The organism is Parapusillimonas granuli (assembly GCF_013416525.1).
GTDB classification, from domain to species: Bacteria; Pseudomonadota; Gammaproteobacteria; order Burkholderiales; family Burkholderiaceae_B; genus Parapusillimonas; species Parapusillimonas granuli.
Map to the genome: position 1 here is coordinate 307566 of NZ_JACCEM010000003.1, position 26539 is coordinate 334104.

Below are 26539 nucleotides of genomic sequence, written 5' to 3' on the forward strand. Positions count from 1 at the left end.
TTTTCACATGCCGAGGTAGGCGGCGCGGACGTCGGGGTTTTCGGCCAGTTCCGCGCCGCTTCCGCTCAGGGTGACATGGCCGGTCTCCAGTACGTAGGCGCGATCCGCGACGCCCAAGGCGCCGAAGGCATTCTGCTCCACCAGCAGTATCGTCATGCCTTGAGACTTGAGCGTCCGTATGACATTGAAAATTTCCTCGACCAGCAAGGGCGCCAGGCCCATCGATGGCTCGTCCAGCAACAGCAGCTTGGGCCGCCCCATCAATGCCCTGCCCATCGCCAGCATCTGCTGCTGTCCTCCGGACAATGAGCCGGCGGGCAGATGCCGCTTCTGCTTGAGGATCGGGAACATCGCATAGACCTTCTCGATGTCGTCGCCGATTTCAGCGTCTTTGCGCGTATATGCCCCCAGGCGTATGTTGTCCTCGATGGACAGCGGACCGAACACCATGCGTCCCTCGGGACACTGGCAGATGCCCCGCGCGACGCGCTGGTCGGCGCGCAGGCGGCTGATGTCTTCACCGTCAAACGCGACGGTTCCGGCAGCCATGGGCTGCACGCCCGAAAGCGTGCGCAGGAAGGTCGTCTTGCCCGCGCCGTTGGCGCCGATCAGGGCGACCGTCTCGCCTCGATTTATTTCCAGCGCGATTCCCTTCAGCGCCTTGATGCGCCCATAGGCGCTGACCATGTCCCGGACGCGCAGCAAGGCTTCGGGTGCGTGAATGGATGCCGTCATGCTTGAGCTCCAAGGTATGCCGCGATCACCTGGGGGTTGTTGCGGACTTCTTCGGCGGTGCCTTCGGTGAGCGCTTTGCCGTAATCCATCACCAGGATCCGGTCGGAAAGCTTCATCACCATTTTCATGTCGTGTTCCACCAGGACGACGGTAACCCCGGAATTGGATACCTCGCGGATCAGCTCCGCCACGCCCTCGGTTTCCTTTGGGTTGAGGCCGGCCGCCGGCTCGTCCAGGAAGATCAGCCTGGGTTTGAGCGCGAGCGCCCGCGCGATCTCCAGCCGCTTCAGCATTCCGTAGGAAAGGCTGTCGGCGTGCGCATTGACGAACTTGCCCAAGCCGACGAAGTCCATCAGTTCCGCGGCGCGTTCCGCGATCGATTGATCGCCCCGCCTGATCGACGGGAACCGCAAGGCGGCCTTCAGCGGATTGCGATCCAGGTGCAAATGCGCCCCGACCATGACGTTCTCCAGCGCCGACATGTTCATGCAGACCTGCAGGTTCTGGAAAGTGCGTGCGACGCCGCGCCGCGCCAGCATGGTGGGCGGCTTTCCCTCGATCGGCTCCCCGTTCAGGCGTATGGACCCGGCGTCGGGTGTGTAGACGCCTGTGATGAGGTTGAAAAGAGTCGTCTTGCCGGCGCCGTTGGGCCCTATTACGGAATACACGATGCCGGCGTCCACCTTGAATCCCACGCTTTGCACCGCATGCACGCCGCCGAATGATTTCGAGAGGTTGGATACTTCGAGCAAAGACGCCATCAGTGCTCCTTCTTGAACTTGGCGTTCATGGTGGGGACGACTCCCTTGGGTACGAATATCATGCAGGTCACCAGAATGACGCCATAGGCGACGATCTCCCAGCCTTCAAAATTGGCGAGCGCCTGGGGCAGCGCGGTCAGCAATACGGCGCCGACGACGGAGCCGTAGACGGATGCGACGCCGCCGACCACCACCATGGTGAGCAGTTCGATGGAATGGGGAAAGTCCGCCACGCTGGGCGTGATGAAGCCGACGTGATGAGCGGTGATGCTGCCCATTACGCTGGCGAACATGGCGGACATCACGAAAATGACGATTTTGTAGCGCTCGACGTTCACGCCGGCGACGCGGGCCGCCACTTCAGAGCCGTGCAGCGCGCGCAGCCCCCGCCCGAAGGGCGAGTTGATGAGGTTCAGGGACGCCCAGATGCTGATGCAAAGCAGTATGGCCACGACCCAATACCACTGGTCATCGCCGCTTATCTCGAAGCCCAGTACGTCGAGGGCCATCACGGGCATGCCGTCGGGACCGCCGGTGTATTCCGATTCGTTGCGCAAGACGATGTTGACGATGATGCCAAGGCCCAGCGTGGCCATGGCCAGATAGTGGCCCTTCAGCTTGAATATGGGGCGCGCGACCAGCGCCGCGAGAATGCCGGTGAACATCGCGCCGCCGAGCATCGCGCCGAAGGTGGGCCAGCCGAAGTGGTGGGGGAGAACCGCCGACGCAAACGCGCCCAGGCCCACGAATCCCGCATGCCCGAGGCTGATCTGCCCGGCGAAGCCGATCAGCAGGTTCAGGCCCAGGACGATGATGGCGTTGATGCCCATTCGTATGGCCAGGTCGAGATAGAAACTGTTGGGCAGCACGAAGGGCAGCAGCGCCAGTATGGCCGCGATGATCAGAAGGCCTGCGTAGGAACTGTTTTTCACGTTTAGACTCGGTCGGTGACTTTGCTGCCCAGCAGGCCGCGGGGCATGAAAAATAGGATGAAAAGAATCAGGACGAACGGAATGGCGTCCTTGTAGGCTGACGACAGATAGCCCGCGGCGGTGGATTCGATCAGCCCGACCAGAAGCCCGCCGATCACGGCGCCCGGGCCGCTGCCCAGGCCGCCCAGAACCGCCGCGACGAATCCCTTCAGGCCAAGCATGATGCCCACGTCGAAGCTGGTGAGCGTGATGGGCGTGACCAGAATGCCGCCCAGCGCCCCCAAGGCCGACGCCAGCGCAAAGCTCATCAACAAGACCCAGTTCGTGTTGATTCCCACCAGCTGCGAGGCGATGCGGTTGTATGAGGTCGCCAGCATGGCTTTGCCCGCCAGCGTGCGCGCAAAGAAATACCAGAGAACGAGCACCACGATGGCGGTGCCGCCCAGCACCCACAGGCTTTGAGGAGTGAGGGCCGCGCCGGCCACCATGATGGGGGCGTCGCCCGAGAAGGCGGGAATGGTATGCGTGCCTTTGCCCAGCGTGACCTGCACCAGGCCTCTTATGACCAGAGAGACGCCCAGGGTGATGATGATCAGGGTGATCGTTTCCGCGCCTTTCACCGGTTCGATGGTGAACTTCTCCACGAGCACGCCTATCACCGCCGGGACGGCGATGGCCAGCGCAATCGCCGCCGGCATGGGGAGGCCGGCGTGCGTGAAAAAGACGGCCAGCATCCCCCCCAGCATCACGAATTCACCCTGGGCGAAATTGATGACGCCGCTGGCGTTGTAGATGAGCGTGAAGCCCAGGGCGACCAGCGCATAAATCGCGCCGACGGTCAGCCCCGAGAAAATGAATTGCACGAATGTTGCAAGCATCTATTTGGCCTCGACCCATTTGCCATTCTTCACCACGAGCATGCGGAGCGAGTCGACGGAGAGGCCCATGTGATCATCCGGCGTCATGTTGATCTCGCCGCCGGTGCCGATGAAGCCCTTGGTGGATTCGATCGCATCGCGGACTTTGGCCTTGTCGGTGCCGCCGACGCGTTTGATGGCTTCGATGACGATGAAGAAGTTGTCATAGGCTTGGCCGCCGAACATGGACACGTCTTCCTTGAAGCGTTCCCGATAAGCCTTGGCATAGCCGGCCACCACCGCTTTCTGGGGATCGTCGGCGGCCAGGGTGTCGCCGATCATCAATGCCGGCGCCAGTGCGTAGGCGCCCTCCGCCGCCGGCCCGGCCAGGTTGATGAATTCTTCGGAACCGATGCCATGGGCATGATAAAGAGGCAGGTCCAGGCCCAGCTGGCGGCAGTTCTTGGTGACGATGGCCGGGCCCTGGCCGAAGCCGAATACGAAGACGGCCTGCACGTCCTTGTTGTTCTTGATCTTGGTCAGCTGGGGACTCATGTCGGTGTCTTTGGGGCCGTAGGTCTCCTTGATGACGAATGTGATGCCGTACTTGCCGGCGACCTCCTCGGATTGCTTCTTCCCCGATTGGCCGAAGCCGCTGGTCTCGGAGAGCAGGGCGATCTTGCTGATGCCGCGCTTGCGCATGTCGATGAAGACGCGTTCCGCGGCGATCCGGTCGGTGGTCGATGCCTTGAACACCCACTTCTTGACGGGCTCGACGACGACCACGGCGCCCGCCAGCGACATGAATGGAACACCGGCTTTCTCCACCAGCGGCACCATGGACATGGTCGAGCCGGTCGTCGTGCCGCCCACGATGAAATCGACCTTGTCGTCTTCGATCAAGCGCTTGGCAAACCCGTTGGCCTTGGAAGCGTCGCTCGCGTCGTCGTAGTGGATCAGCTGTAGCGGGCGACCCAGGACGCCTCCGCTCTTGTTCAGATCGTCGACGTACATCTGCAGCGTGTTCAGCTCGGGCGTGCCCAGGTAAGCGGCCGCCCCCGTCACCGAAAGAATGCTGCCGACCTTGATGGGCTCCTTGTTCTCCGCGGCCATCGATGCGCCCATGAGGCCAAGGCCGAGCACGCAGCCGGACAGTAATTTGGAAAGCGGTTTCATTGATCAGCTCCAGTTGTTTGAACCATGTAGTGAGAGGTGTGTTGCGTTTTGTCTCCACTATATGAGTAGGGAAAAGGCAAGTCTGTATATGCCTATACGGTTTTCACGCGCGGGGCCTAGTGTTAATACGGATATGCGCCCTGGTGCCGAAGGAGGGCGGAGGGGCTGCGAATAATTGATGCCCGGACGGTATAGCCCGATACAGACCGGCACGGCGGAGCGGCCATAGAATTCCGCCAACACCAATGATTCAGGAGTGATTCATGACTTCTCCCCAACAGCGCTTTCGGCAATTGATGGGACGCTTCGTCACGGGAATTACCGTCATTGCCGTGCAATCCGACGACGAGCACATTTCGGCAATGACCGCGAATGCGGTAACGGCGGTCAGCCTCGACCCTTTGCTTTTGCTGTGCTGCATCAGGAACGAAAGCGGGATGCTGCCCGGTTTGCTGGCGCGCGGCGTTTTCTCGGTGAATATCCTCAGCGCCGGCCAGGACTGCATTTCGAGCCACTATGGCGGCAAGCGGATGGCGGTTTCACCCGCGGTGTGGAATCGGAACGAAAACGGCGTGCCTTTGCTGCAAGGGGCGAACGCATCGTTCGTATGCCGTGTGGATTCTTCGCACCGCGCCGGCGACCACACCGTGATCTTCGGCGCGGTGGAAGCGATGACCGCGGTCGAACGGCCCGAGAAGGCCTTGGTGTACGCGGCCGGACGCTATCAGGACATACCCCTGGCCGCGTCCTGAACAGGATGCCATGCAGGATTGCCGGCGGGCTGCCGGGCATGCCCGTGCCGGTTTCAACAAACAACGCGAGAAATAAATGAACGCATTCACCTCAAAGACGGCGCCGGAGCCGGAGTCCTTGATTCAGGCCGCTCACGAATTGATTCCTTTTTTAAGAAAGAAGGGGCCGCAGCACGATGCCGACAAACGGGTGTCCGACGAAGTCACGGAACTTCTCCGCGGCAAAGGGTTTTTCCGGATATGCCAGTCACGCGAGAACGGCGGCTACGGCCTGCGCCCTTCGGTGCTGTGGCGCGTGACGCGCGAGATCGCGCGCGGCGACAGCGCGACGGCCTGGATTCTCAGCCTCGCGGGCTTGCATCCCTGGATGGCGGGCATGTTTCCGCCACGTGCGCAGGACGACGTGTTCGCCAATGGCAGGGATGCGATCGTGGTCGCCCTGACCGGCAATGTCGGCCGGGGTGTCGATGCCTCGTTCGATGGCGCGGACTTCACGCTTACCGGTAAATGGACATACGCTTCGGGCATCGATGTGGCCGACTGGGCGTGCGTGCTCGTGGAGCTCGAAATGGACGGCGCGCGCGAACAGCGCCTGCTTCTCGTGCCCAAGGCCAGCTTCCGGATCGACGATTCCAGCTGGAACGTGATGGGAATGCGCGGCACCGGCAGCAAGGACGTTTATCTGGACAACGAAAAAGTGCCCCTTTATCGCAGCGTGCGCTGGAAGGATTTGCAAACCATCCAATACCCGGGCCGGGAGCGCAACAAAGATCCCATGTACCGCATCCCGCATACCAGCCTGTTCGCGATGTCCGTGGCGGCGGCGGTCTGCGCCGTCGCCTACGGCATGCTGGACCTTTATCGCGAGGCGCTCCGGCGCCGCACGCCCGCGGGCCTCAACACGGTGCAGACGGAAGACCGGTTTTCCCTGGCGGAACTCGGCAAGGCCGCCAGCCAGCTCGATATGGCGTTCAATCAATTGATGCACGATGTCGATGAGCTGTATGACCGCGGCGCCGCCGGCCATGATTTCGTGGCGGCGGATCGGGCGAAGTACCGGGCCAATGCCGCCACGATCGCGGATGCGACCATGGCGGCGGTGAACGTCATGGTCAGGAATATTGGCGGAAGCCTGTTGCCGAACGGACCCATAGAAAGATGCTTTCGCGACTTGCACAGCATGGCTTCGCATTTTCTTCTGCAGACGAATCCGGCGGCAGAGCTTTTCGGCAGGGCGCTGCTGGGCCTGGAACTGCCCCCTACCGCTCGAATATGAGCATCAATCCCAATCCTTATAACCCTAGGAGTAAATCAAATGAGTGATATTCAGCGTCTGCGCCTGCCCGAGGATGATCCCACCTTTGGCGGCAACAAGGTGTTCGATCTGTTCAAGTATGCGCCGGCGGTGCGGGCCAACGGGCTGGTGTTCATCGCCGGCCAGGTCGGCATCCGGCCCGACGGCAGCATCCCGGATACCGCCGAGGAGCAGATCCGGGTCGCGTTCAACCGCCTTGGCGCCATTCTGAAGCACGAAGGCCTGGACTTTGGGGATCTGGTGGAAATAGTGTCTTATCATGTGGACATCGACAACCAGCTGACCGCGTTCAGGGAAATCAAGGACGAGTTCATCACCAAGGATTTCCCGGCATGGACCATTCTTGGCGTCGCCAGCCTGGCGCGCAACACCTTGTTGGTGGAAATCAAGGCGGTCGCGGCAGCACGCCAACGGTGAAAAAGACATTCCCATGACGGTCAAGGCCAAATCACTGAACACGGAAACTTGGTATCTGGACGAAGCCGTCGTCGGCCCCTGGATCCGGTCGGCGCATATGGGGCTGCGGCGCAAATACCAGAAAGGCGAATTCCTGTACCACCAGGGCGAAGTCAGCCCCTTGTTTTTCTTCGTCCTGAAGGGCCGTGTGCAGGTTTCGATATTCCGAGAGGACGGCTCGGAGTTCGTGCTGGAAGTGATGGGCCGCTGGGCGCTGTGCGGCGAAGCGGCGGCGTTCGACCAATTGCCCAGGTTCTCGGCGGCAATCGCCCTCGAGGACGCCGAAGTCGTCGTCTTCGATGCCAATGAAATGGGGGCGGCGCTTGCGCAAAATTCAGAGCTGGCCGTGGCCTTGCTGCGAATTTCCGCGATGAAGCAGCGCGTTCTGGGCGGGCGGCTGCAGTGCGTCGCCTCGCCCAGGCCCGAGAAGCGCATATTCGAGCTGCTGAATCGGCTGTCGGAGCTCTATGGAACGGAAGTGGACGGCGTGATCGTGATCGGCATCAAGCTCACGCACGAGCAGATTGCCGCCATGACGGGAGCGACGCGCGTCACCGTGACCAGGACGCTGGCCAGGCTGAAAGAGGAACGCGTGCTGACCATCAAGAACAAGCAATTGCACATCCTGGACCCTGGCAAGCTGCACATCTGACGTGCCGCCGCATGGCCGGCGGCACTCGCGCTCGAAGTCAATTCGCCGCGGCAAGCCGCAGCGCCAGGAACGCCATCACGACGGCGATCAGGCCGTCCAGGACGCGCCAGGCCCGGGCGTCGGTGAACAGGGGCGCGAACAGGCGCGATCCGACGCCCAGGACGAAGAGCCAGAGCACGCTGGCCGTCAGCGTGCCGGCGGCGAAGCCCAGCTTTTCCTCCTGGAAGTTCTGGGCGATGGACCCCACCACCATCATGTCCAGCCAGAAATGCGGATTGAGCAGGCTGAAGCCGACGGCGGCCAGCAGCGCCGCCCGGCGGGACGGCACGGCTTGCCGGGCCAGGTGAAGGCCGCCCTGCGGCCGCAGCGCGCGCCGCGCGGACTGCCAGGCATACCAGAGCAGAAACGCCACCCCGAACCACAGGACCGCGCCGGTCAGCCAGGGCAGCCATTCCGTCATGGCCTGCAGGCCCAGCACGCTGGCGAAGATGAAGACCGCGTCGATGGCCGCGCACACCGCCAGAATGGCCGCCAGATGGGACCGCATGATGCCCTGGCGCAGGATGAAGGCGCTTTGCGCGCCCACGACGGCGAACAGGCCCAGGCCGGTGGCGGCGCCACTGGCCCAGGCGGAGAACATTGCGGGTGGCATGGTGATGGGCAGCATTTTCTTGTTTCCAGTGCGGGTTCGGCAAGCGCGCGCGGACAGCGCGGCGTGACGATATTCTCCATGACCGGCGGTGTAAAATGAAGCTAATTTAATTTAACCAGATTAAGATATTCTTAATATGAGAATAGACCACGGGAACCTCAGGGCCCTGGCCGCGGTGGTGCGCGAAGGCAGTTTCGAACGCGCCGCGGCCGTGCTCAACGTGACGCCCTCCGCCGTGTCGCAAAGGGTCAAGGCCCTGGAAGAACGCATGGGCCGCCTGCTGGTCCAGCGCGGCGCGCCCGCCGTTGCCACGCCCGAAGGGCAGGTGCTGGTGCACCTGGCCGAGCAGACCGCCATGCTCGAGCACGACGCGCTGAACCGCCTGGGCCTGGAAGACGAGGCCGAAAGCGCCAGCATCGCCGTGGCGGTCAATCACGACAGCCTGGAAACCTGGTTCATCCAGGCGGCGCGGATCTTCGCCGGCCGCTCGCGCGCCACGCTGGATCTGCAATCCGAAGACCAGGACCACACGGCGGCGCTCCTGCGCAACGGCGCCGTCCTGGGGGCGGTCACCACGCTGTCCGACCCCGTCCAGGGCTGCCGCATCCACGGGCTGGGCAGCATGCGCTACGTGGCCAGCTGCTCTCCGGAATTCCATGCGCGCCACTTCTCCGCCGGCGTCAACGCGCGCACCCTGGCGGCGGCGCCCGTCCTGGTCTTCAATCGCAAAGACGCGCTGCAGGCGCGCTTCGCCGCCAGGGTTCTGCGCGGCGCGCCCTGGCAGCCGCCGGTGTGGTGGGTGCCGTCTTCGCGCGCCTTCGTCCAGGCCACCATGGCGGGCCTGGGGTGGACCATGAATCCGCTGCCCCTGATCCAGCGCGAGCTCGACGGCGGGACGCTGGTGCCGCTGCGCGCCCGCGCCTGGGAAGACGTGCCTCTGTATTGGCAGCATTGGCGGGTCAACTCCGAAACCATGGACACGCTCACGGCGGCGGTCCTGGAAGCGTCGTCCAGCCTGGTCCGGCGGCGCGCTTGATCCTGCGCGGCGCCGAAGCATGCATTTCCGGGCCGCCGTCCCTTGCGACGCCCGCCAAGAAGGTGTAAGGTCGTCGTCCCTGAAGGCCCCACAGACAGAGCTCCGAGACCAAGGCATGCGCCAGAACCAACCGCGGGAAGCACACAGCGACATCGATCCGGCTTATGGAGCGGGCTCCGGCACCGGGCAGCGGCAAGAAAGGCGGGCGCTGCTCGCCCTGGGTTTCGCCGGGTTCGGCAGCAGCGCCATGATGCGCGTCTGCGATCCCATGCTCCCGGCGCTGGCCCGCGATTTCGACGTCACGGCGGGCCAGGCGTCGCAGACGATTTCCGCTTACGCCATCGCCTACGGCATCCTGCAGCTGATATTCGGCCCCTTGGGCGACCGCTACGGCAAGCGCCGCGTCGTCGGCATCGCCGCCCTGCTGTGCATCGTCGGCAATGCGCTCGCCGTGTTCGCCGGCACGCTGGACCTGCTCATCGTCGCCCGGGCGCTGGCGGGCGTCGCGGCCGCCGGCATCATTCCGCTTTCCCTGGCATGGATCGGCGACACCGTTCCCTATGCGCAACGCCAGGCGGCCCTGGCCCGCTACCTGACGGCCATACTGATGGGCCTGATCGCGGGCCAATGGGTGGCCGGCGTCATCACCGACCTCTGGGGCTGGCGCTGGATCTTCGCCCTGCTGTTCGTCTTCTTCCTGGCGGTCGGCCTGGCCTTGTCGCTGGACGCCTCCGTGCGCCGGGAAGCGGCCCGGCCGCCTTCGGGCGGCGGCTACGTCCACGACATGGTCGACGTCCTGACCAGGCCTTGGGCCGTCTGGCTGCTCGTGGCCGTGACCCTGGAAGGCGCGTTCGCTTTTTCGGCCATGGCGTTCCTGCCGACCTTCATGCACGATGAATACGGCTTCGGCATATCCGTTTCCTCCGGCATCGTCGCGCTCTATGGCGTGGGCGGCATGGTGTATTCGTTCGGCGCCCGCAAGCTGCTGTCCAGGTTCAGCGAAGAGGGCATGGCGATACTGGGCGGCTTGCTGCTGACCGCGTCGTGGCTGATGGTGGCCGTGCTGGACCGCTGGGAATGGGTGCCGCCGGCGACCGTGGCGGCGGGCATAGGCTATTACACTCTGCACAGCACCTTGATGACCCAGGCCACGCAGATGGCGCCCGCCGCAAGGGGCACGGCCATGTCTCTTTTCGCGGGCTGCCTGTTCCTGGGCATCTCGATCGGAGTGGGTTCGTCCGGCCTGGTCATCGACCACGTCAGCTATCGCTGGGTGTTCGCCGTGTGCGCGCTGGGGCTGGGGCTGCTGGCCGGCGCCTTCGCCTATAGTTTGCGGAGGCGCGGCCGGCGCTGATTCTTATAGGAGGTTCTCATGTCTCAACAGGAAGGGGCGGGCGATCTGCCGCTGAAAGGCATCAAGGTCATCGAACTGGGCGCCCTGATCGCCGGGCCTTACGCCAGCACCATATTGGGGCAGTTCGGCGCCGACGTGATCAAGATCGAGCCGCCCGGCGAGGGCGACCCGCTGCGCAAATGGCGCAAGCTGCACGACGGCACCTCGCTGTGGTGGTATGCGCAAAGCCGCAACAAGAAATCGGTCACGCTCGACCTGAAGGCGCCGGAAGCCCAGGAAATCGTGCGCAAGCTGGCGGCCGACGCGGACATCGTCATCGAGAACTTCCGCCCCGGCACGCTGGAAAAATGGGGCCTGGGGTGGGAACAGCTGTCCGCCGTCAACCCGGATCTCATCATGGTCCGCATCTCGGGCTACGGCCAGACCGGGCCGGCCAGCCAGCGTCCGGGCTTCGCGGCGATCGCGGAATGCATGGGCGGCCTGCGCTACGTGACGGGCTACCAGGACCGCGCGCCGGTGCGCACCGGCGTCAGCCTGGGCGACACCCTGGCTTCCCTGTATGGCGTCATCGGCGCCCTGATCGCCATGCACCACCTGAAGGCGAACGGCGGCAAAGGTCAGTACATAGACGTGGCCTTGTACGAAGCCGTCTTCGCCGTCATGGAAAGCCTGATACCGGAATACTCCGCGCAAGGCTATGTGCGCGAGCGCAGCGGCTCGTCCCTGCCGGGCATCGCGCCTTCCAACACCTATGTCTGCGCCGATGGGCAGTACGTCGCCATCGCCGGCAACGGCGACGGGATATTCAAGCGGCTGATGACGGCGATCGGGCGCGAGGACCTCGCGCGGGACCCCGAGCTGGCCCACAACGACGGGCGCGTCCGCCACGTCGACCTGATCGACGGCGCCATCCTGGAATGGACCGGGCGCCACGACCTGGACACGGTCCTGCAGGTGCTGGAACGGGCCGCGGTGCCCAGCGGCCGCATCTATACGGCCGCGGACATCGTCAATGACGAGCACTATCGCGCCCGGGAAATGATCCAGCGGTTCACGCTACCGGACGGCCTGCCCGTCGACATGCCGGGCGTCGTCCCCAAGCTCAGCGCCACGCCCGGCGGCACGCGCTGGCTGGGTCCGGAATTGGGCCGGCACACCGCCGAAGTGCTGCGGGAGATCGGGATCACCCCCGAGCAATACCAGCGCATGCGCGACGCGGGCATCGCCTGAGGCCTCAGGGATAGCGCACCGGCTTGCCGGGGATGTCGGGCATGGGAATGAACTCGGTTTCCCCGGGAACGCCGGGAAAGCGCTGCGCGCGCCAGTCTTCCTTGGCCTGCTCGATGCGCTCGGCCGAGCTCGACACGAAGTTCCATGACAGGTAGCGGGGCTCGTCCATGGGCTCGCCGCCCAGCAGGACGAAGCGGGCCGCATCGGGCCCCGCCGACTTGACGACGACCTGCCTGCCGGGCTTGAGCACCAGCAGCCGGCCCGGGCCGTATTGGCCGTCGGCCCCGAGGTCCAGGGTGCCCTGGACGGTGTACAGGGCTTGTTCCGGATACTCCGGCGGTATCGACAGGCGCGCGCCCGGCTGCAGCTGCACGTCGACCTGGAACAGTTCCGACAATGCGGGCGCGCCCGAGCGCTTGCCGAAATAGCGGCCGGCCACGATGCGCGCCGACACGCCGGTGTCGGTCTCGGTGGGCAGCTCGGCCTTGCCGATGTGGGTAAAGCCGGGTTCGCATTCTTCATGGGCTCTGGGCAGGGCCACCCAGCATTGCAGGCCGTACAGGGGCGATGACTGTTCGCGCGCCTGGGCGCCGGTTCGTTCGGAGTGGACGATGCCCTTGCCGGCGGTCATCCAGTTGACGTCGCCGGGCTGGATGGCCTGGACGCTGCCGAGGCTGTCGCGATGGATGATCTCGCCTTGGAGCAGGTAGGTGATGGTGGCGAGGCCGATGTGGGGGTGGGGGCGGACGTCGAGGCCGCGGCCGGGGGCGAAGACGTGGGGGCCCATCTGGTCGAGGAATACATAGGGGCCGACCATGCGCCGCTGCCTTGACGGCAGGGCGCGGCGCACTTCGAAGTTGTCGCCGAGGTCGTGGCCGCGGGGGACGATGACGGTTTCCAGAGGGCTGTCGTCGGGGAGGGTCTGGCTTGGCGAGTCTGTGGTCATGTCGGCTCCTGGATGGGATGCGTGGGCGGCGCGAGGTGGCGGCCTCATGGTGCTACTTTAAGGCTTCGGGCCGGTTTTGGGGCTTGCCGTTCGTCAGCCGTGATCCGCAGCTTCCGCCGGCCGGGCATCCCCGCCCATAAAAAAACAGACGCCTACGGGTAAACCCCAGTGAAGTCCGCTTGACCGTCACCCTGCTTGCGAGGAAGATTCTCGTTTTAGAGAATTCTCATATTTGATAATCCAAATCGCAGAAAAAAGGACGGAGTTTCATGGCAGTCGCGAAGGTGTATGACTATCTGATCATCGGTGCGGGCATGGCGGGGGCCTCGCTGGCCTACCGCCTGAAGGACCGCGGCGCGATCAAGGTGGTCGAGGCGGAAAGCCAGGCCGGGTACCACTCCTCCGGCCGTTCCGCGGCGATGTTCATGGAAACCTACGGCACGGCCACCATACGCGCCCTGACGCGGGCCAGCCGGTCCTTCTTCGAATCGCCGCCCCAGGGGTTCAGCGACCACGGCTTGCTGACCGACCGGGGCGTCCTCTATATCGCGCGCGTGGGCCAGGAAACCCTGCTGGCCGAGACACTGGCCCAGCTGCGGGCCACGGGGGCCGAAGTGCGCACCGTGAGCGCGGAAGAAGTCGTCGCGCGGGTACCCTGCGTGCGCGGCGAAGGCCTCATCGGCGCGATCGAGGAAGTCGACGCCAAGGACGTCGACGTGCACGCCTTGCTCCAGGGCTTCCTGAAAGGGGCGAAGCAGTCCGGCGTGGAATTTTCCTACGGCGCCGCCGTCCGCGGCGCGGCGCGCGACGGCGACGGCTGGAAGGTCGAGCTCGCCTCGGGGGAAACGATCGCCGCGCGGGCCGTCGTCAACGCCGCCGGCGCCTGGGGCCAGCAAGTGGCCGATCTGTTCGGGGCGTCCCGCATCGGCTTGCAGCCCAAGCGCCGCAGCGCTTTCACCTTCAAGGCCGGAAGCGACGGCGCACAGGCCTGGCAGGGCATCGAGCGCTGGCCGGCGGTCGTGGGCATAGACGAATCCTTTTACTTCAAGCCCGACGCGGGCCAGCTGCTGGGGTCCCCCGCGAACGCCGACCCGGTCGAGCCGCATGACGTCGTGGCCGAGGAACTCGACATCGCGGTGGGCATCGACCGCATCACGGCGGCCACCACCTTGCAGATCCGGCGCCCCAGCCATACCTGGGCCGGCTTGCGCTCCTTCGTGCCCGACGGCGATTTCGTCATCGGCTGGGACGGCAAGGCCGCCGGCTTCTTCTGGCTGGTCGGGCAGGGGGGCTATGGCATCCAGACCTCGCCGGGCGCCTCGCTGCTGGCCGCCAACCTGGTCCTCGGGCAGGAGCTCGACCCCAGCCTGAAGGCCGAGAAGCTGGACGCCTCCCTCGTTTCACCTGCACGCTTTGCCGCCTGAGCGCGGCGGAACCACGAACATACAAGGCACGATCATGAGAATTCAACGCTACGAATCCCCCTTGGGCCTCCCGTTCTCGCGCATGGTGCGCGCGGGCGGCTTCGTCTTCTTTTCCGGGCAGATCCCCATGGATCGCGACGGGCAGGTGGTCAAGGGCGACATCAAGACGCAGACCCGGGCCGTCATGGAACGCCTGGGCGACAGCCTGGCCGAAGCCGGCCTGGGCTTCGAGGACGTGGTGAAAGCCACCGTCTGGCTGTCGGACCTCGCACTGTTCGCGGATTTCAACGAAGAATACCGCCGCCACTTCACCGCCGGCCTGCCCACCCGTTCGACGGTCGAGGCGAAGCTGGCCATGGGCGTCGACCTGGAAATCGAGATCCAGGCGCTGGATCGCTGATTCATCAAGGAGACGACTCACCATGCGCATCTTCACCGCTTCGCTGTCCACGGAAACCAATACGTTTTCCCCGATTCCCACGGGCATCGATTCCTTCAAGGCCCGCGGCTACTACCCGGCCGGCACCCACCCCGACACCATGCTGCAGTTCTCGGGGCCGCTGTGGGCGGCGCGCCGGCGTGCCGAGGCCCACGGCTGGACAGTGATCGAAGGCACGGTGGCCGGCGCCGTGCCGGCGGGCCTGACGACCCGCTACGCCTTCGAGACGCTGCGCGATGAAATCCTGCAGGACCTCCGGAATGCCGGGGAAGTCGACGTCGTGGTGCTGGGCCTGCATGGCGCGATGGTGGCCGACGGCTACGACGACTGCGAAGGCGACCTGATCTCCCGCGTGCGCGAGATCGTCGGGCCCGGCGTGGTCGTCGGCGCGGAGCTCGACCCGCATTGCCACATGACGCCCCTGATGCATGAAAACGCCGACTTCCTGGTGTGCTACAAGGAGTATCCGCACACCGACATCCTCGAGCGCGCCTACGACCTGGTGGACCTCTGCGTGGCCAAGCGGCAGGGCAAGACGAAACCCGCGCTGGGCGTCTACGACTGCGAGATGATTTCCATCATGCACACCAGCCGCGAGCCCATGCGCAGCTTCGTCGACCGGCTCCTGCAGATGGAACGGGAACCGGGCATTTTGTCGATCTCGATCGCCCATGGCTTTCCCTGGGGAGACGTGCCGGGCATGGGCAGCAAGGTGCTGGTCTATACCGACGGCGACGCCGAGCGCGCCGGCCGGCTGGCCGAAAGCCTGGGCCGGGAAATCATCGGGTTTCGCGACGCCTTGCAGACGCCCAATCCGACGACGGTCGAGGCGCTGCGGATCGTCGAAGAGAACCGGCGCTATCCCGCCGTGCTGGCCGATTCGGCCGACAACGCGGGCGGGGGCGCGGGCAGCGATTCCACTTTCGTCTTCGCGGACCTGCTCGAACACAAGGTGCGCGACGCCGTCATCGGGCCCGTCTGGGATCCGGGCGCGGTGGGCCTGTGCATGAACGCCGGCGAAAACGCGGTGCTCAAGCTGCGCATCGGCGGCAAGGTATCCGAGGCATCGGGCCAGCCCGTGGACGCGGTCTGCACCGTCAAGGCGCTGCGCCGCGACGCCTACATGACCGGCCTGTCCAATACGCCGTCCCTGCTGGGCGACGTGGCGGTGGTCGAGACCGAGGGCATCACGCTGGTGCTGACCAGCGTGCGCAACCAGGCCGTGGGCCGCGACCTGTTCACGCAGTTCGGCATAGACCTGTCCAAGCAGAAATTCATCGTGGTGAAGTCCTCGCAGCACTTCTACGCCGACTTTTCCAAAGTGGCCGCCCAGGTGATCTACCTGAACACGCCGGGGTCGGTCACGTCGGACATCAGGACGCTTCCGTACAAGAAGCTGGTTTATCCGAAATGGCCGCTGGCCACGCCGGCCGTTTGACGCATTGCATCCAACCAAATCCATACTGGGAGAACAAGGAATGAAAATCACAACCACGGGCATGAAGGCGCTGGCCGCCGGCATGCTGGCCGGCGGCCTGTTGCTGGCCGGCGGATCCAGCCTGGCGACGACGCTGCGCCTTGCGCCCACCGCCGACCTGAAGACGCTGGACCCGCTCTTCAACACCGCCTACATCACGCGCAACCATGGCTACATGGTGTTCGACACCCTGTTCGCGCAAGACAGCAAGGGCGACATCCACCCGCAGATGGTGGACAGCTGGAAGAAGTCCGATGACGGCATGAAGTGGTCCTTCACCCTGCGCGACAAACTGCAGTTCAATGACGGCACGCCCGTGACGGCGGCCGACTGCGTCGCGTCGATCGAGCGCTGGGCCAAGAAGGACACCCTGGGACGCCTGATGATGAAAGCCGGCGCCTCGCTCAAGGCCGTCGACGACAAGACCTTCGAGATCACCCTGGAGCAGCCTTTCGGGCTGGTCCTGGCGGCCCTGTCCAAGCCCTCCGGCATGCCGCTGTTCATCATGCCCAAGCGCCTGGCGGACACCGATCCCAGCGTCCCCGTGACCGAAATGGTCGGCTCCGGCCCCTTCCTCTTCAAGAAGGAAGAATGGGTGCCCGGCAACAAGGTCGTGTACGTGAAGAACCCCAACTACGTGCCGCGCTCCGAGCCCGCCGACGGCCTGGCCGGCGGCAAGGTGGCCAAGATCGACCGCGTCGAATGGATCTACATTCCCGACGCCAACACCGCGGCCGCCGCGCTGCAGAACGGCGAAGTCGACATGATCGAGAGCGTGACGCCGGACTTCCTGCCGGTGCTGGAAGGCAATCCCGAGGTCACCCTCACGCCTTCCGTGGCTTCGCAAGGCATGATCGTGCCCAACCACCTGTACCCGCCGTTCAACAACGCGAAGGCCCGGCAGGCGCTCTATCACCTGGTGAATCAGGTCGAGTTCGTGTCGGCGGTGGGCTACGGCGACAAGTACCGCACGGAATACTGCCCGTCCCTGTACACCTGCAGCTCGCCCTACGCCACCGACCGCGGCGCGGCCCGCTACAAGAAGCCCGACGTGGAAAAGGCCAAGCAGCTGTTCAAGGAAGCCGGCTACAAGGGCGAGAAAGTCGTCATTCTCTACCCGACCGACAACGTCAACTCGCCGGCCAACCTGGTGCTGGCCCAGGCGCTCAAGAAAGCCGGCATCAACGTCGACCTGCAGGCCATGGACTGGGCCTCGGTGGCCGCCCGCCGCCTGAAGAAGGATCCTCCCGCCGAAGGCGGCTGGAACATCTTCCTGACGCATGGCGGCTACTTCGATGCCGGCACCCCGGTGACCAATCCCTGGCTGTCGGCGCCTTGCGGAGGCGGCCTGCCCGGCTGGCCTTGCGACAAGGAGCTGGACGAGCTGCGCGCCAAGTGGATCGCCGAAGGCGACGAGGCCAAGAGCAAGGAACTCGCCGCCCAGATCCAGGAGCACGCCTATGAGGTCGTTCCCTACGTGGTCTGGGGCGAGTTCAAGCCCGTCATCGCCACGCGCGGCCTGCGCAATGTCGACCTGATGAAGACCGGCATCCCGGTCATGTGGAACGTCGAGAAGAAGTAGGCCGGCAGGCCCGGCCTTCGGGCACGGGCCGGCGGGAAAACGGAACAAGGAGTCTTGAGTTGTTATATGTATTGCGAAGACTGATCGCGACCATCCCGGTAATGGTTGTCGTTGCGGTGTTTGTTTTCCTGCTGACCCACCTGTCGCCGGGCGATCCGGCGGCCGTGCTGGCCGGAGACAACGCCACGGTCGAGGACGTTGAGAAGATCCGCATCGCCATGGGCCTGGACAAGCCGCTCATCGAGCAATTCCTCAGCTGGAGCGGCAACGTGCTGACGGGCGACCTGGGCATTTCGACCTCGACCAATGTTCCGGTCTCGACCTTGATCCACCAGCGCATGGGCCCGACGATCTCCATCGCGCTGTTCACCATTCTTTTTGCGGTGCTGTTCGCCGTGCCGCTGGGCGTGGCGGCCGCCTGGAAGGCGGGCTCGCTGACGGACCGGCTGATCATGCTGGCGTCGGTCATGGCGTTTTCCATCCCCGTCTTCCTGATCGGCTACGGGCTCGTCTACGTCGTGTCGATCAAGCTGGGCCTGCTGCCGGTGCAGGGCTATAAATCGCTGTCGGAAGGCGCATCGGCCTACTTCAGGCATCTGCTGCTGCCTTGCCTTTCCCTGGGCCTGGTCTACATGGCGCTGCTGACGCGCATGACGCGCGCCACCATGCTGGAAGCCCTGGGCGAGGACTACATCCGCACGGCCAAGGCCAAGGGCCTGGGCGCGCGCCTGGTGATCTGGCATGCGCTCAAGAACGCCGCCAACCCCATCGTGACGACGGTGGGCGTGGGCGTCGCCATGCTGATCGGCGGCGTGGTCGTCACGGAAACGGTGTTCGCGATTCCCGGCCTGGGGCGCCTGACGGTGGACGCCGTGCTGCGCCACGATTATCCGGTCATACAGGGCGTGCTGCTGATCGCCTCGGCGGTCTATGTGCTGATCAATCTCGTCGTCGACCTGAGCTACAGGCTGTTCGACCCCAGAATGGACCGCTGACCGCCATGCAAACCCAAGCAATAGGCTCCATGAGCACAAGAAAGAAACTGTGGCTGATGTTCCGCATGCAGCCCACCATGTATTTCGGGATCGCGGTGCTGGCGCTGCTGACCGTGGTCGCGATTTTCGCGCCGCTGCTGTCCAGCATCAACCCGCTGGACATCAATCCGCTGGCGCGCATGAAGCCGCCGTCCGCCGAACACATTTTCGGCACGGACGCGCTGGGCCGCGACGTCTATGCGCGCGTCGTCTGGGGCGCGCGCGTCTCGCTGGTGGTGGGCGTCGCCGTCGCCCTGGTCAGCGTGGCGCTGGGCGTGCTGATCGGCATGCTGGCGGGCTATTTTTCCAAGCTCGACATGGCCATCATGCGCGTCATGGACGGCCTGATGGCCATACCCAACATCCTGCTGGCGATCGCGCTCATGGCGGTGTTCAAGGGCGGCCTCGTCACGGTCATCATCGCCATCATCATCCCGGAAGTGCCCCGGGTGGTGCGCCTGGTGCGCGCGCTCGTGATCTCCATACGCAACCAGCCCTACGTCGAGGCCGCCAAGGCCGTCGGCACGCGCACGCACAAGATCCTGGCCATGCACATCCTGCCCAATCTGTTCGCGCCCCTGATGGTGCAGGCCACCTTCATCGCCGCGTCGGCGATCATCACCGAGGCGGTGCTGAGCTTCCTGGGCGTGGGCATTCCGCCCCAGACGCCGAGCTGGGGGAACATCATGGCGGACGGCCGCAATTTCCTTTCCATCGCCTTCCACATCATCCTGTTTCCGGGGCTTTTCCTCGCCGTGACGGTGCTGGCGGTCAACATGCTGGGAGACGGTCTGCGCGACATGCTGGATCCCAAGCTGGCGAAGAAGATCTAGGCGGACAGGCATGAACGACAAGAACATACTCAGCGTCGAGAACCTGAGCGTGCATTTCGAGGGCTTCGACCGCACGGTCGTGGCGGTGAAAGACCTTTCCTTCCACGTGCGGAGCGGCGAGACGCTGGGCATCGTCGGGGAATCGGGCTGCGGGAAGAGCGTGACCTCGCTGGCCATCATGCGCCTGCTGGCCAAGTCCGCGCGCGTGGTCTCCGGGACCATCGAGTTCGAAGGCAGGAACCTGCTGAGCCTCAGCGAAAAGCAGATGCGCGGCATCCGCGGCAACAAGCTGTCGATGATCTTCCAGGAGCCCATGACCTCGCTGAACCCGGTGTTCACCGTTGGCCGGCAGATCGCCGAATCCATCGTGCTGCATCAGGGCAAGACCTACAAGCAGGCGCTGGTCGACGCCCAGGGCCTGCTGGAGCTGGTCCAGGTGTCGGATCCGCAGAAAAGGCTGGCGAACTATCCCTACGAGCTGTCGGGAGGCATGCGCCAGCGGGTCATGATCGCGATCGCGCTGGCCTGCAAGCCGCGGCTGCTGATCGCCGACGAGCCCACCACGGCGCTGGACGTCACGATACAGGCCCAGATCCTGCAGATACTGAAGGACATCCAGCAGCAGCTGGGCACGGCCATCGTCCTGATCACGCACGACCTGGGCGTGGTGGCCGAATCCTGCGACCGCGTCATGGTGATGTACGCCGGATCCAAGGTGGAGGAGGGCCGGGTCGCCGACGTGCTGTATCGCGCCCATCATCCTTATACCCAGGCGCTCATCCGTTCGCTTCCCGCCTTCGTGGAAGGGGATGCGGAGCAGCAGCGGCTGGCCGAGCTGCCCGGCATCGTACCCACGATCACGCCGCAAGCGGTCGGCTGCGCCTTCCAATCGCGCTGCTCGCGCGCCGTCGCCGCCTGCGCATCGGCGGCCCCGATTGCGCTGCAGGCCGGCGATGCGCACCGGTATTGGTGCCGGGCCGAGTGATGGCGGCCGATTGTAGAAATAGCGAGTAATGGATATGTCTCAGGAAAACACGCCGGCCGCGCAAGGCGGCGAAGTCCAGATGGAAGTCATCGGGCTCAGCAAGCGCTTCACGATAAAGAGCCAGGGAAGGCGCGCGGTGCTGAACGCGGTGAGCGACGTTTCTTTCACCGTGCGCAAAGGCGAGACCTTCAGCATCGTGGGCGAGTCGGGCTGCGGCAAGTCCACGCTGGGGCGCTGCCTGGCGCGCCTGCTGGAGCCGTCGGAGGGCCAGGTGGTCTTCGAGGGCGAGGACGTGGGCGGGCTCAAGAGCGGCGCCTTGCGCGAGCTGCGGAAAAAGATCCAGTTCATTTTCCAGGATCCCTATTCCTCGATGAATCCCCGCATGCGCGTGCGCTCCATCCTGGCCGAGCCGCTGCGCAATTTCTCGGTGCCCGAGCCGCAGGTCGCGGCGCGGCTGGAAGAGCTGCTGCGCCTCGTCAGCCTGAAGCCCGATGCGCTGGACAAATACCCGCACCAGTTCTCGGGCGGACAGCGGCAGCGGCTGGTGATTGCGCGCGCCCTGGCCCTGGAGCCCGATTTCATCGTGTGCGACGAGCCCGTCTCGGCGCTGGACGTCTCGGTGCAGGCGCAGGTCATCAATCTGCTCGTGGACCTGCAGAAGACCTTGCGGCTGACTTACCTTTTCATTTCCCATGACTTGAGCGTGGTGCGCCACCTGAGCCACAAGGTGGCGGTGATGTACCTGGGCCGCATGGTGGAAGTGGGCACGCGCGACGAAATCTTCAACACGCCGCGCCATCCCTACACCAAAGCCCTCATGGCGGCGGTGCCGCGCTTCTCGGAAGAAAGCCGCGCGCAGCCCAGGGCGCTGCGGCTTTCGGGCGAGATTCCAAGCCCCTTGTCGCCGCCCTCCGGCTGCGCTTTCCGGACCCGCTGTCCGAACGCGCAGGCGGTGTGCGCCGAGTCCCGGCCCGAGGCCAGGCGTTTCAGTCCGGACCACGTGGTGGCGTGTCATTTTGCATAGCATCCAGGAGCAACAGCATGAGCAGCGAGCAAGTCGAATCCTTTGATTTCATTTTGTCGGGCGGTCTGGTGATCGACGGCACCAACACGGCGCCTTACGTGGCCGACGTCGGCGTGCGCGGCGACCGCATCGCCGCCATCGGCGACCTGTCCCGCGCCCACGCGGCGCAGCGCGAAGACATATCCGGCCTGGCCGTATCGCCCGGCTTCATCGATTCGCATACGCACGACGACAACCTGTTGTTGCGCAAGCCCGACATGGAGCCCAAGATATCCCAGGGGGTGACCACGGTCATCACGGGGAATTGCGGCATCAGCCTGGCGCCCTTGCTGCACGAAAGCCCCCCGCCCCCGCTCGACCTGCTGGACGTCGGCGGCAGCTACGCCTTCTCCACCTTCGCCGACTACCTGAACGCCCTGCGGGCGTCGCCCCCCGCGCTCAACTGCGCCTGCATGCTGGGGCATTCCACGCTGCGGGCCGCCGTCATGCCCGACCTGGAGCGCAATGCGACGCCGGAAGAGATCGAGCGCATGCGCGAACTGGCGCAGGAAGGCCTGGAAGCCGGCGCCATCGGCATCTCCACCGGCACCTTCTACCCGCCGGCCGCGCATGCCACGACCGAAGAGATCATCCAGGTCTGCCGGCCGCTGAGCGAGCACAACGGCGTCTACGCCACGCACATGCGCGACGAGGGCGACGAGATCGTCGCCGCCCTGAACGAAACCTTCCGCATCGGCAAGGAGCTCGGCGTGCCGGTGATCATCTCGCACCACAAGCTGATGGGCAAACAGAACTTCGGCCGGTCGAGCGAGACGCTGGCGATCATCGCCGACGCCATGAAGAAGCAGGAGATCTCGCTGGACGCCTATCCCTACGTGGCGGGATCCACCATGCTCAAGAAGGACCGCGCGCTGCTGTCGGCCAAGACCATCATCACCTGGTGCAAGCCGCATCCGGAATACACCGGGCGCGATCTGGACGACATCGCCCGGGAGCGGGGCAAGGACAGGTGGGACGTGGTCGACGAGCTCATGCCGGCCGGCGCCATCTATTTCATGATGGACGAGGACGACGTCCAGCGCATCATGGCCTTCCCGGACACCATGATCGGTTCCGACGGCCTGCCTCACGACACCCACCCCCACCCCCGCCTTTGGGGCACCTTTCCCCGCGTGCTGGGCCACTACAGCCGGGACCTGGGCCTGTTCCCCATCGAGACCGCGGTCTGGAAGATGACCGGCCTGACCGCCGGCCGGTTCGGCCTGGCGGACCGGGGCGTGATCCAGCCGAACGCGTTCGCGGACCTGGTGGTCTTCGATCCGGCCACGGTGGCGGACGCCGCCACCTTCGAGACGCCCATGGAGCGCTCGCGCGGCATCCACCACGTGTACGTGAACGGCGCCAAGGTCTGGGATGCCGACGCGCATTTCACCGGCCGGTATGCGGGTCGGGTGCTGGAGCGGTCCTGAAGCGATCCTGAACATCGAACCCCAAGGAGGATGATTTGAAATTGCATATCGCCGTGGCCCAGGTGGGCCCCATTGCGCGCAGCGACACACGCGCCCGGACGGTCGCGCGCCTGTGCGAACTGTTGAAGGACGCCGCGAGCCGGGGCGCGAAGTGGGTGACTTTTCCCGAGCTGACGCTCACCACCTTCTTCCCGCGCTGGAGCATCGAAGACCCCCGGGAAGTGCGCAGTTTCTTCGAGACGGAAATGCCGGGCAAGGAAACCCGGCCGCTGTTCGACCTGGCGCGCGAGCTGGGCGTCGGCTTCTACCTGGGCTATGCCGAACTGGACGGGGAACGGCAGTTCAACACGTCCATCCTGGTCGACGGCGGCGGAAGCATCATCGGCAAATACCGCAAGATCCATATCCCGGGGGATGCGCAATCCCAGGACGGCTATCCCATACAGCACCTGGAAAAAAAATACTTCCAGGTGGGCGACCTGGGTTTTCCCGTGTTCGACGCGGGCGAGACCCGCATCGGCATGTGCATCTGCAACGACAGGCGCTGGCCGGAGACCTACCGGGTGATGAGCCTGCAGGCGGTCGACCTCGTCATGGTGGGCTACAACACGCCGACCGGATACGGGCGGCTGGGGGAGCCCAGGCACTTGCCGCTGCTGCACAATCACCTGTCCCTGCAGGCGGCGGCCTACCAGAATACCTGCTGGGTGGCCGCCGCGGCGAAGGCCGGCGTGGAGGAGGGCATACACATGATAGGCGGATCGTGCATCGTGGCGCCCACGGGGGAAATCGCCGTCCAGGCGCTGTCCGAAGACGACGAAGTGATCAACTATGTATGCGACATGAGCCTGGCGGACGGCTATCGCGGTAATATCTTCAACTACGAGCGGCACAGAAGACCCGAGCACTATCGGGCTATCGTTGATCGCGTAGGTGCCAGCCGCTCGCCGTTATAGATGGGGGAGGGCATCATGGCGCCGGACACGGACGCTCTGAACCAGAAAATCGTCTCGAAAGAGGCGATGGGCGCTCGTCTTCGGGCCATGCGCAAGCAAAAGGGGTTCACGCTCAAGCAGCTTTCAGCGGCTTCGGGCGTGGCCCTGTCCACGCTGTCGAAGGCCGAGCTGGGGCAGACCGCCCTGAGCTACGAGAAATTCGTGGCGATCTCGCTGGCGCTCGACGTGGACATGTCCCTGTTGCTGCAGGCCGGCGCGGGCCGCGCGCCGAACCGGCTGAACGGGCGGGTGCTGAAGGCCAACAGCCTGGAACAGGACGAATACTTTACCGACACCTACCGGCACCAGTTCCTGTTCAGCGAGACGGCGGGCAAGGTCATGACGCCCATCATCGCCACCATCTTTTCCCGCGATACCGAGGAATTCACCGAGTACATCAAGCACCCGGGCCAGGAGTTCACCTATGTGCTGTCGGGCGCGGTCCGCATCGTTTTCGAAACGGGCGACGCCATCAGCCTGAAGCGGAACGAAGCCGCCTACTTCGACAGCGGGGTCGGCCACGTGTATTTGTCGACCAGCAAGGCGCCGGCGCGCGTGCTGGCGGTTTGCACCGACATGCCCGTGTGGCCGCCTAAAAGCCGCACATCGACATGAAGTTTTCCCACTGGATGCGCATGCTGGGCGTCAGGTAGCCCAGGAAAGACAGGCCCAGCACCACCGCCAGCACGAGCGCGCCCACCACGCGCCGGTGGCGGGCGGTGTCGGGCGGCGGGGTTCGATGGGTGTGCGTATCGGTATTCATGGCCATCATGCATTGATCGGGGCGACAGCCCCTTTGCCGATAGTATAGGCCGAGTCGGCGCCGGCGGGGATGTTCCGGCGGCCCCCCGCGCACGGATCAGGCCGGCTTCGCCGCCAGCGGCTGCTCGCGGATCGGCAGGCACAAGGCCGCCGCCACGACGGCCAGCACGATCCCCGCCCACCACACGGCGGCGTAGCTGCCGGTGGCGCCGTAGGCATAGCCGCCCAGCCAGACGCCGATGAAGCTGCCGATCTGGTGGCCGAGGAAGGCGATGCCCGACAGCGTGGCCGCATACCGGAAACCGTAGATCTGCCCGATCAGCCCTTGCGTCAGCGGCACGGTGCCCAGCCAGAGCAGGCCCATCCAGGCCGCGAAGACATAGGCCACCCACGGCGCCATGGGCATGGCGATCAGGAAGAGAATGCCGAAGGCCCGCAGGAAATACACCGCGGCCAGCAGGTTCTTCTTGCTGTAGCACCCGCCCAGCTTGCCCGCGTAGAACGACCCCGCCACATTGAACAGCCCGATCAGGGCGATGGAGATGGCGCCGTCTCCCGCCGTCAGGCCGCCGTCCACCAGGTAGGCCGGCAGGTGCAGGGTGATGAAGGCGGTATGGAAGCCGCAAACGAAATAGCTCCAGAACAGGAAATGGAATGAAGAATGCCGGAACGCTTCCCGGACCGCGGCGCCCAGGGATTGATGGTGGCCGGTCGCAGCGGCGGGCTTGCCGCGCAGCAGCAGGGCCAGAGGCATGCCCGCCGCCGCGAACAGGGACAGCAGCCACAGGGCGCCGGTCCAGTCCAGGGTGGAGATCGCGATCTGGCCGATGGGCACGATGGTGAATTGCCCCATGGATCCGCCCGCGCTGGCGATGCCCATGGCCGTGCTGCGGTACGCCGGCGGAACGGCCCGCGCAATCACCGGCAGAATCACGGGAAACGTGGTGCCCGCCTGGCCCAGCCCCACCAGCACGCCGGCGGTCAGATACAAAGAGAGCTCGTCGGTGGACAGCCGCATGCCGATCATGCCCAGCATGAAGAGCAGGGCGCCGAGCGCGACCGTGCGGCCGGCCCCGTAGCGGTCGGCCAGTATGCCCATGAAAATGGAGCCCACGCCCCAGACCAAGTTCTGGATGGCGAAGGCCATCGAGAAAACGTCGCGGCCCCAGCCCAGCTCCATGCCCATGGGCTGCATGAACAGCCCGAAGGTGGCGCGCACGCCCATGACGAGCAGCACGACGGACGCGCCGGCATAGAGCGTGCGCATGTAGGACGGGGTGGAGGCGGACATGGTCGGTTCTTGCGGGCGGCGGCGCGGAAAAGCGAAGTGGGGATATTAGCATTGCCGCATGCCGCGTGTTTGTGGTTTCGGGGCAAAGCCTCTAACATGGAGACGAGTCTTTCGCCAATCTCAGGAGCCCCCATCATGAGTCATCATGTCTACAAGCAGCTGGACCTGACCGGTTCTTCTCCCGACAGCATCGAAGACGCCGTCAGCACGGCCATCGCCAAGGCGCATGAAACCGTGCGCAACATCCAGTGGTTCACCGTGACCGACACGCGCGGGCGCGTGGTCGACGGCAAGGTCGCCCATTGGCAGGTTTCCATCAAGGTGGGATTCACGCTGGAATGAATCCCGGGGCGCGGCGGCCCGCGCCTGC

The 26539-nt window shown here is 64.9% G+C and carries 28 protein-coding genes; 19 read left to right on the plus strand and 9 right to left on the minus strand.

Annotation, left to right across the window (positions count from 1 at the left end):
• Positions 1 to 3: 3 nt before the first annotated feature.
• Genes H0A72_RS06695 through H0A72_RS06715 form a run of 5 tightly spaced genes read right to left on the minus strand, consistent with a single transcriptional unit; the run spans position 4 to position 4461 of the window.
• Positions 4 to 705, minus strand: coding sequence for an ABC transporter ATP-binding protein (locus tag H0A72_RS06695; RefSeq protein ID WP_218953222.1), 702 nt, complete (start codon positions 703 to 705; stop codon positions 4 to 6).
• A 26-nt stretch (positions 706 to 731) separates the two neighbouring features.
• Positions 732 to 1496 carry an ABC transporter ATP-binding protein gene (locus H0A72_RS06700; RefSeq protein WP_180154293.1) on the minus strand — a complete coding sequence of 255 codons (765 nt, stop codon included), beginning with the start codon at positions 1494 to 1496 and terminating at the stop codon, positions 732 to 734.
• The gene (locus tag H0A72_RS06705) at positions 1496 to 2428 is read right to left on the minus strand and encodes an ABC transporter permease subunit (RefSeq protein WP_180154294.1); all 933 of its coding nucleotides are present in this window, start codon (positions 2426 to 2428) and stop codon (positions 1496 to 1498) included. The genes H0A72_RS06700 and H0A72_RS06705 overlap by 1 nt, the downstream gene beginning before the upstream one ends.
• Positions 2429 to 2430: 2 nt before the next feature.
• Positions 2431 to 3306, minus strand: a complete 876-nt coding sequence (locus tag H0A72_RS06710) for a branched-chain amino acid ABC transporter permease (RefSeq protein WP_180154295.1) — start codon at positions 3304 to 3306, stop codon at positions 2431 to 2433.
• Positions 3307 to 4461, minus strand: coding sequence for an ABC transporter substrate-binding protein (locus H0A72_RS06715; protein ID WP_180154296.1), 1155 nt, complete (start codon positions 4459 to 4461; stop codon positions 3307 to 3309).
• Positions 4462 to 4724: 263 nt separating this feature from the next.
• On the opposite strand from H0A72_RS06715, the gene H0A72_RS06720 reads away from it, so the two are divergent.
• The 4 genes from H0A72_RS06720 (at position 4725) to H0A72_RS06735 (ending at position 7636) form a co-directional block, all read left to right on the plus strand.
• On the plus strand, positions 4725 to 5213 hold the full coding sequence (locus H0A72_RS06720) for a flavin reductase family protein (protein ID WP_180154297.1): 489 nt from the start codon (positions 4725 to 4727) through the stop codon (positions 5211 to 5213).
• Positions 5214 to 5289: 76 nt separating this feature from the next.
• Positions 5290 to 6489: an acyl-CoA dehydrogenase family protein gene (locus tag H0A72_RS06725; RefSeq protein ID WP_180154298.1), complete on the plus strand. Its 1200-nt coding sequence runs from the start codon at positions 5290 to 5292 to the stop codon at positions 6487 to 6489.
• A gap of 39 nt (positions 6490 to 6528) precedes the next feature.
• Complete coding sequence (locus H0A72_RS06730) at positions 6529 to 6945, plus strand: RidA family protein (protein WP_180154299.1); 417 nt, start codon at positions 6529 to 6531, stop codon at positions 6943 to 6945.
• A 13-nt stretch (positions 6946 to 6958) separates the two neighbouring features.
• Positions 6959 to 7636: a Crp/Fnr family transcriptional regulator gene (locus H0A72_RS06735; RefSeq protein ID WP_180154300.1), complete on the plus strand. Its 678-nt coding sequence runs from the start codon at positions 6959 to 6961 to the stop codon at positions 7634 to 7636.
• Between the two features lie 37 nt (positions 7637 to 7673).
• On the opposite strand, the gene H0A72_RS06740 is transcribed toward H0A72_RS06735, so the two are convergent.
• Positions 7674 to 8303, minus strand: coding sequence for a LysE/ArgO family amino acid transporter (locus tag H0A72_RS06740; protein WP_180154301.1), 630 nt, complete (start codon positions 8301 to 8303; stop codon positions 7674 to 7676).
• 121 nt (positions 8304 to 8424) lie between these two features.
• Here H0A72_RS06740 and H0A72_RS06745 point away from each other — a divergent pair, with 121 nt between their 5' ends.
• The 3 genes from H0A72_RS06745 (at position 8425) to H0A72_RS06755 (ending at position 11908) form a co-directional block, all read left to right on the plus strand.
• Complete coding sequence (locus tag H0A72_RS06745) at positions 8425 to 9324, plus strand: LysR family transcriptional regulator ArgP (protein WP_180154302.1); 900 nt, start codon at positions 8425 to 8427, stop codon at positions 9322 to 9324.
• 115 nt (positions 9325 to 9439) lie between these two features.
• Positions 9440 to 10678, plus strand: coding sequence for an MFS transporter (locus H0A72_RS06750; protein ID WP_180154303.1), 1239 nt, complete (start codon positions 9440 to 9442; stop codon positions 10676 to 10678).
• A gap of 18 nt (positions 10679 to 10696) precedes the next feature.
• Positions 10697 to 11908, plus strand: coding sequence for a CaiB/BaiF CoA transferase family protein (locus tag H0A72_RS06755; RefSeq protein ID WP_180154304.1), 1212 nt, complete (start codon positions 10697 to 10699; stop codon positions 11906 to 11908).
• 4 nt (positions 11909 to 11912) lie between these two features.
• Here the strand turns inward: H0A72_RS06755 and H0A72_RS06760 are convergent, their stop codons facing one another.
• Positions 11913 to 12854 carry a pirin family protein gene (locus tag H0A72_RS06760; protein ID WP_180154305.1) on the minus strand — a complete coding sequence of 314 codons (942 nt, stop codon included), beginning with the start codon at positions 12852 to 12854 and terminating at the stop codon, positions 11913 to 11915.
• Between the two features lie 269 nt (positions 12855 to 13123).
• Between H0A72_RS06760 and H0A72_RS06765 the strand changes: the two genes are divergently transcribed.
• The 11 genes from H0A72_RS06765 to H0A72_RS06815 are packed head-to-tail and all read left to right on the plus strand — an operon-like array spanning position 13124 to position 24731.
• Entirely contained in the window at positions 13124 to 14278 is a 1155-nt protein-coding gene (locus tag H0A72_RS06765) for an NAD(P)/FAD-dependent oxidoreductase (RefSeq protein ID WP_180154306.1), read from the plus strand.
• A gap of 34 nt (positions 14279 to 14312) precedes the next feature.
• The gene (locus H0A72_RS06770; protein WP_180154307.1) at positions 14313 to 14678 is read left to right on the plus strand and encodes a RidA family protein; all 366 of its coding nucleotides are present in this window, start codon (positions 14313 to 14315) and stop codon (positions 14676 to 14678) included.
• A gap of 22 nt (positions 14679 to 14700) precedes the next feature.
• Positions 14701 to 16155: a M81 family metallopeptidase gene (locus H0A72_RS06775; protein WP_180154308.1), complete on the plus strand. Its 1455-nt coding sequence runs from the start codon at positions 14701 to 14703 to the stop codon at positions 16153 to 16155.
• 40 nt (positions 16156 to 16195) lie between these two features.
• Positions 16196 to 17776 (plus strand): ABC transporter substrate-binding protein, encoded by a 1581-nt coding sequence (locus H0A72_RS06780; protein ID WP_180154309.1) that lies wholly within the window; start codon positions 16196 to 16198, stop codon positions 17774 to 17776.
• A 59-nt stretch (positions 17777 to 17835) separates the two neighbouring features.
• Positions 17836 to 18771: an ABC transporter permease gene (locus H0A72_RS06785; RefSeq protein ID WP_180154310.1), complete on the plus strand. Its 936-nt coding sequence runs from the start codon at positions 17836 to 17838 to the stop codon at positions 18769 to 18771.
• 29 nt (positions 18772 to 18800) lie between these two features.
• Entirely contained in the window at positions 18801 to 19643 is an 843-nt protein-coding gene (locus tag H0A72_RS06790) for an ABC transporter permease (RefSeq protein WP_425502483.1), read from the plus strand.
• 10 nt (positions 19644 to 19653) lie between these two features.
• A complete protein-coding gene (locus H0A72_RS06795) occupies positions 19654 to 20628 on the plus strand; it encodes an ABC transporter ATP-binding protein (RefSeq protein WP_180154312.1) in 975 nt (324 codons plus the stop codon).
• 34 nt (positions 20629 to 20662) lie between these two features.
• The gene (locus H0A72_RS06800) at positions 20663 to 21652 is read left to right on the plus strand and encodes an ABC transporter ATP-binding protein (protein WP_180154313.1); all 990 of its coding nucleotides are present in this window, start codon (positions 20663 to 20665) and stop codon (positions 21650 to 21652) included.
• Between the two features lie 17 nt (positions 21653 to 21669).
• Complete coding sequence (locus H0A72_RS06805; RefSeq protein ID WP_180154314.1) at positions 21670 to 23121, plus strand: N-acyl-D-amino-acid deacylase family protein; 1452 nt, start codon at positions 21670 to 21672, stop codon at positions 23119 to 23121.
• A 35-nt stretch (positions 23122 to 23156) separates the two neighbouring features.
• A complete protein-coding gene (locus tag H0A72_RS06810) occupies positions 23157 to 24077 on the plus strand; it encodes an N-carbamoyl-D-amino-acid hydrolase (protein ID WP_246436862.1) in 921 nt (306 codons plus the stop codon).
• Positions 24078 to 24092: 15 nt separating this feature from the next.
• The gene (locus H0A72_RS06815; protein ID WP_246436861.1) at positions 24093 to 24731 is read left to right on the plus strand and encodes a helix-turn-helix domain-containing protein; all 639 of its coding nucleotides are present in this window, start codon (positions 24093 to 24095) and stop codon (positions 24729 to 24731) included.
• Here the strand turns inward: H0A72_RS06815 and H0A72_RS06820 are convergent.
• Positions 24709 to 24879: a hypothetical protein gene (locus H0A72_RS06820; RefSeq protein ID WP_180154315.1), complete on the minus strand. Its 171-nt coding sequence runs from the start codon at positions 24877 to 24879 to the stop codon at positions 24709 to 24711. The two genes, H0A72_RS06815 and H0A72_RS06820, sit on opposite strands and share 23 nt — an antisense overlap.
• A gap of 96 nt (positions 24880 to 24975) precedes the next feature.
• Positions 24976 to 26169 carry an MFS transporter gene (locus H0A72_RS06825; protein ID WP_180154316.1) on the minus strand — a complete coding sequence of 398 codons (1194 nt, stop codon included), beginning with the start codon at positions 26167 to 26169 and terminating at the stop codon, positions 24976 to 24978.
• A gap of 135 nt (positions 26170 to 26304) precedes the next feature.
• On the opposite strand from H0A72_RS06825, the gene H0A72_RS06830 reads away from it, so the two are divergent.
• Positions 26305 to 26511 (plus strand): dodecin, encoded by a 207-nt coding sequence (locus H0A72_RS06830; RefSeq protein ID WP_180154317.1) that lies wholly within the window; start codon positions 26305 to 26307, stop codon positions 26509 to 26511.
• Positions 26512 to 26539: the final 28 nt, after the last annotated feature.

Bases quoted from the DNA above. Each gene is read 5' to 3' on its own strand.
- H0A72_RS06700 (WP_180154293.1), bottom strand. From the start codon at position 1,496: ATGGCGTCTTTGCTCGAAGTATCCAACCTCTCGAAATCATTCGGCGGC.
- H0A72_RS06710 (WP_180154295.1), bottom strand. From the start codon at position 3,306: ATGCTTGCAACATTCGTGCAATTCATTTTCTCGGGGCTGACCGTCGGC.
- H0A72_RS06715 (WP_180154296.1), bottom strand. From the start codon at position 4,461: ATGAAACCGCTTTCCAAATTACTGTCCGGCTGCGTGCTCGGCCTTGGC.
- H0A72_RS06720 (WP_180154297.1), top strand. From the start codon at position 4,725: ATGACTTCTCCCCAACAGCGCTTTCGGCAATTGATGGGACGCTTCGTC.
- H0A72_RS06725 (WP_180154298.1), top strand. From the start codon at position 5,290: ATGAACGCATTCACCTCAAAGACGGCGCCGGAGCCGGAGTCCTTGATT.
- H0A72_RS06730 (WP_180154299.1), top strand. From the start codon at position 6,529: ATGAGTGATATTCAGCGTCTGCGCCTGCCCGAGGATGATCCCACCTTT.
- H0A72_RS06735 (WP_180154300.1), top strand. From the start codon at position 6,959: ATGACGGTCAAGGCCAAATCACTGAACACGGAAACTTGGTATCTGGAC.
- H0A72_RS06740 (WP_180154301.1), bottom strand. From the start codon at position 8,303: ATGCTGCCCATCACCATGCCACCCGCAATGTTCTCCGCCTGGGCCAGT.
- H0A72_RS06745 (WP_180154302.1), top strand. From the start codon at position 8,425: ATGAGAATAGACCACGGGAACCTCAGGGCCCTGGCCGCGGTGGTGCGC.
- H0A72_RS06750 (WP_180154303.1), top strand. From the start codon at position 9,440: ATGCGCCAGAACCAACCGCGGGAAGCACACAGCGACATCGATCCGGCT.
- H0A72_RS06755 (WP_180154304.1), top strand. From the start codon at position 10,697: ATGTCTCAACAGGAAGGGGCGGGCGATCTGCCGCTGAAAGGCATCAAG.
- H0A72_RS06760 (WP_180154305.1), bottom strand. From the start codon at position 12,854: ATGACCACAGACTCGCCAAGCCAGACCCTCCCCGACGACAGCCCTCTG.
- H0A72_RS06765 (WP_180154306.1), top strand. From the start codon at position 13,124: ATGGCAGTCGCGAAGGTGTATGACTATCTGATCATCGGTGCGGGCATG.
- H0A72_RS06770 (WP_180154307.1), top strand. From the start codon at position 14,313: ATGAGAATTCAACGCTACGAATCCCCCTTGGGCCTCCCGTTCTCGCGC.
- H0A72_RS06775 (WP_180154308.1), top strand. From the start codon at position 14,701: ATGCGCATCTTCACCGCTTCGCTGTCCACGGAAACCAATACGTTTTCC.
- H0A72_RS06780 (WP_180154309.1), top strand. From the start codon at position 16,196: ATGAAAATCACAACCACGGGCATGAAGGCGCTGGCCGCCGGCATGCTG.
- H0A72_RS06790 (WP_425502483.1), top strand. From the start codon at position 18,801: ATGAGCACAAGAAAGAAACTGTGGCTGATGTTCCGCATGCAGCCCACC.
- H0A72_RS06795 (WP_180154312.1), top strand. From the start codon at position 19,654: ATGAACGACAAGAACATACTCAGCGTCGAGAACCTGAGCGTGCATTTC.
- H0A72_RS06800 (WP_180154313.1), top strand. From the start codon at position 20,663: ATGTCTCAGGAAAACACGCCGGCCGCGCAAGGCGGCGAAGTCCAGATG.
- H0A72_RS06805 (WP_180154314.1), top strand. From the start codon at position 21,670: ATGAGCAGCGAGCAAGTCGAATCCTTTGATTTCATTTTGTCGGGCGGT.
- H0A72_RS06815 (WP_246436861.1), top strand. From the start codon at position 24,093: ATGGCGCCGGACACGGACGCTCTGAACCAGAAAATCGTCTCGAAAGAG.
- H0A72_RS06820 (WP_180154315.1), bottom strand. From the start codon at position 24,879: ATGAATACCGATACGCACACCCATCGAACCCCGCCGCCCGACACCGCC.
- H0A72_RS06825 (WP_180154316.1), bottom strand. From the start codon at position 26,169: ATGTCCGCCTCCACCCCGTCCTACATGCGCACGCTCTATGCCGGCGCG.
- H0A72_RS06830 (WP_180154317.1), top strand. From the start codon at position 26,305: ATGAGTCATCATGTCTACAAGCAGCTGGACCTGACCGGTTCTTCTCCC.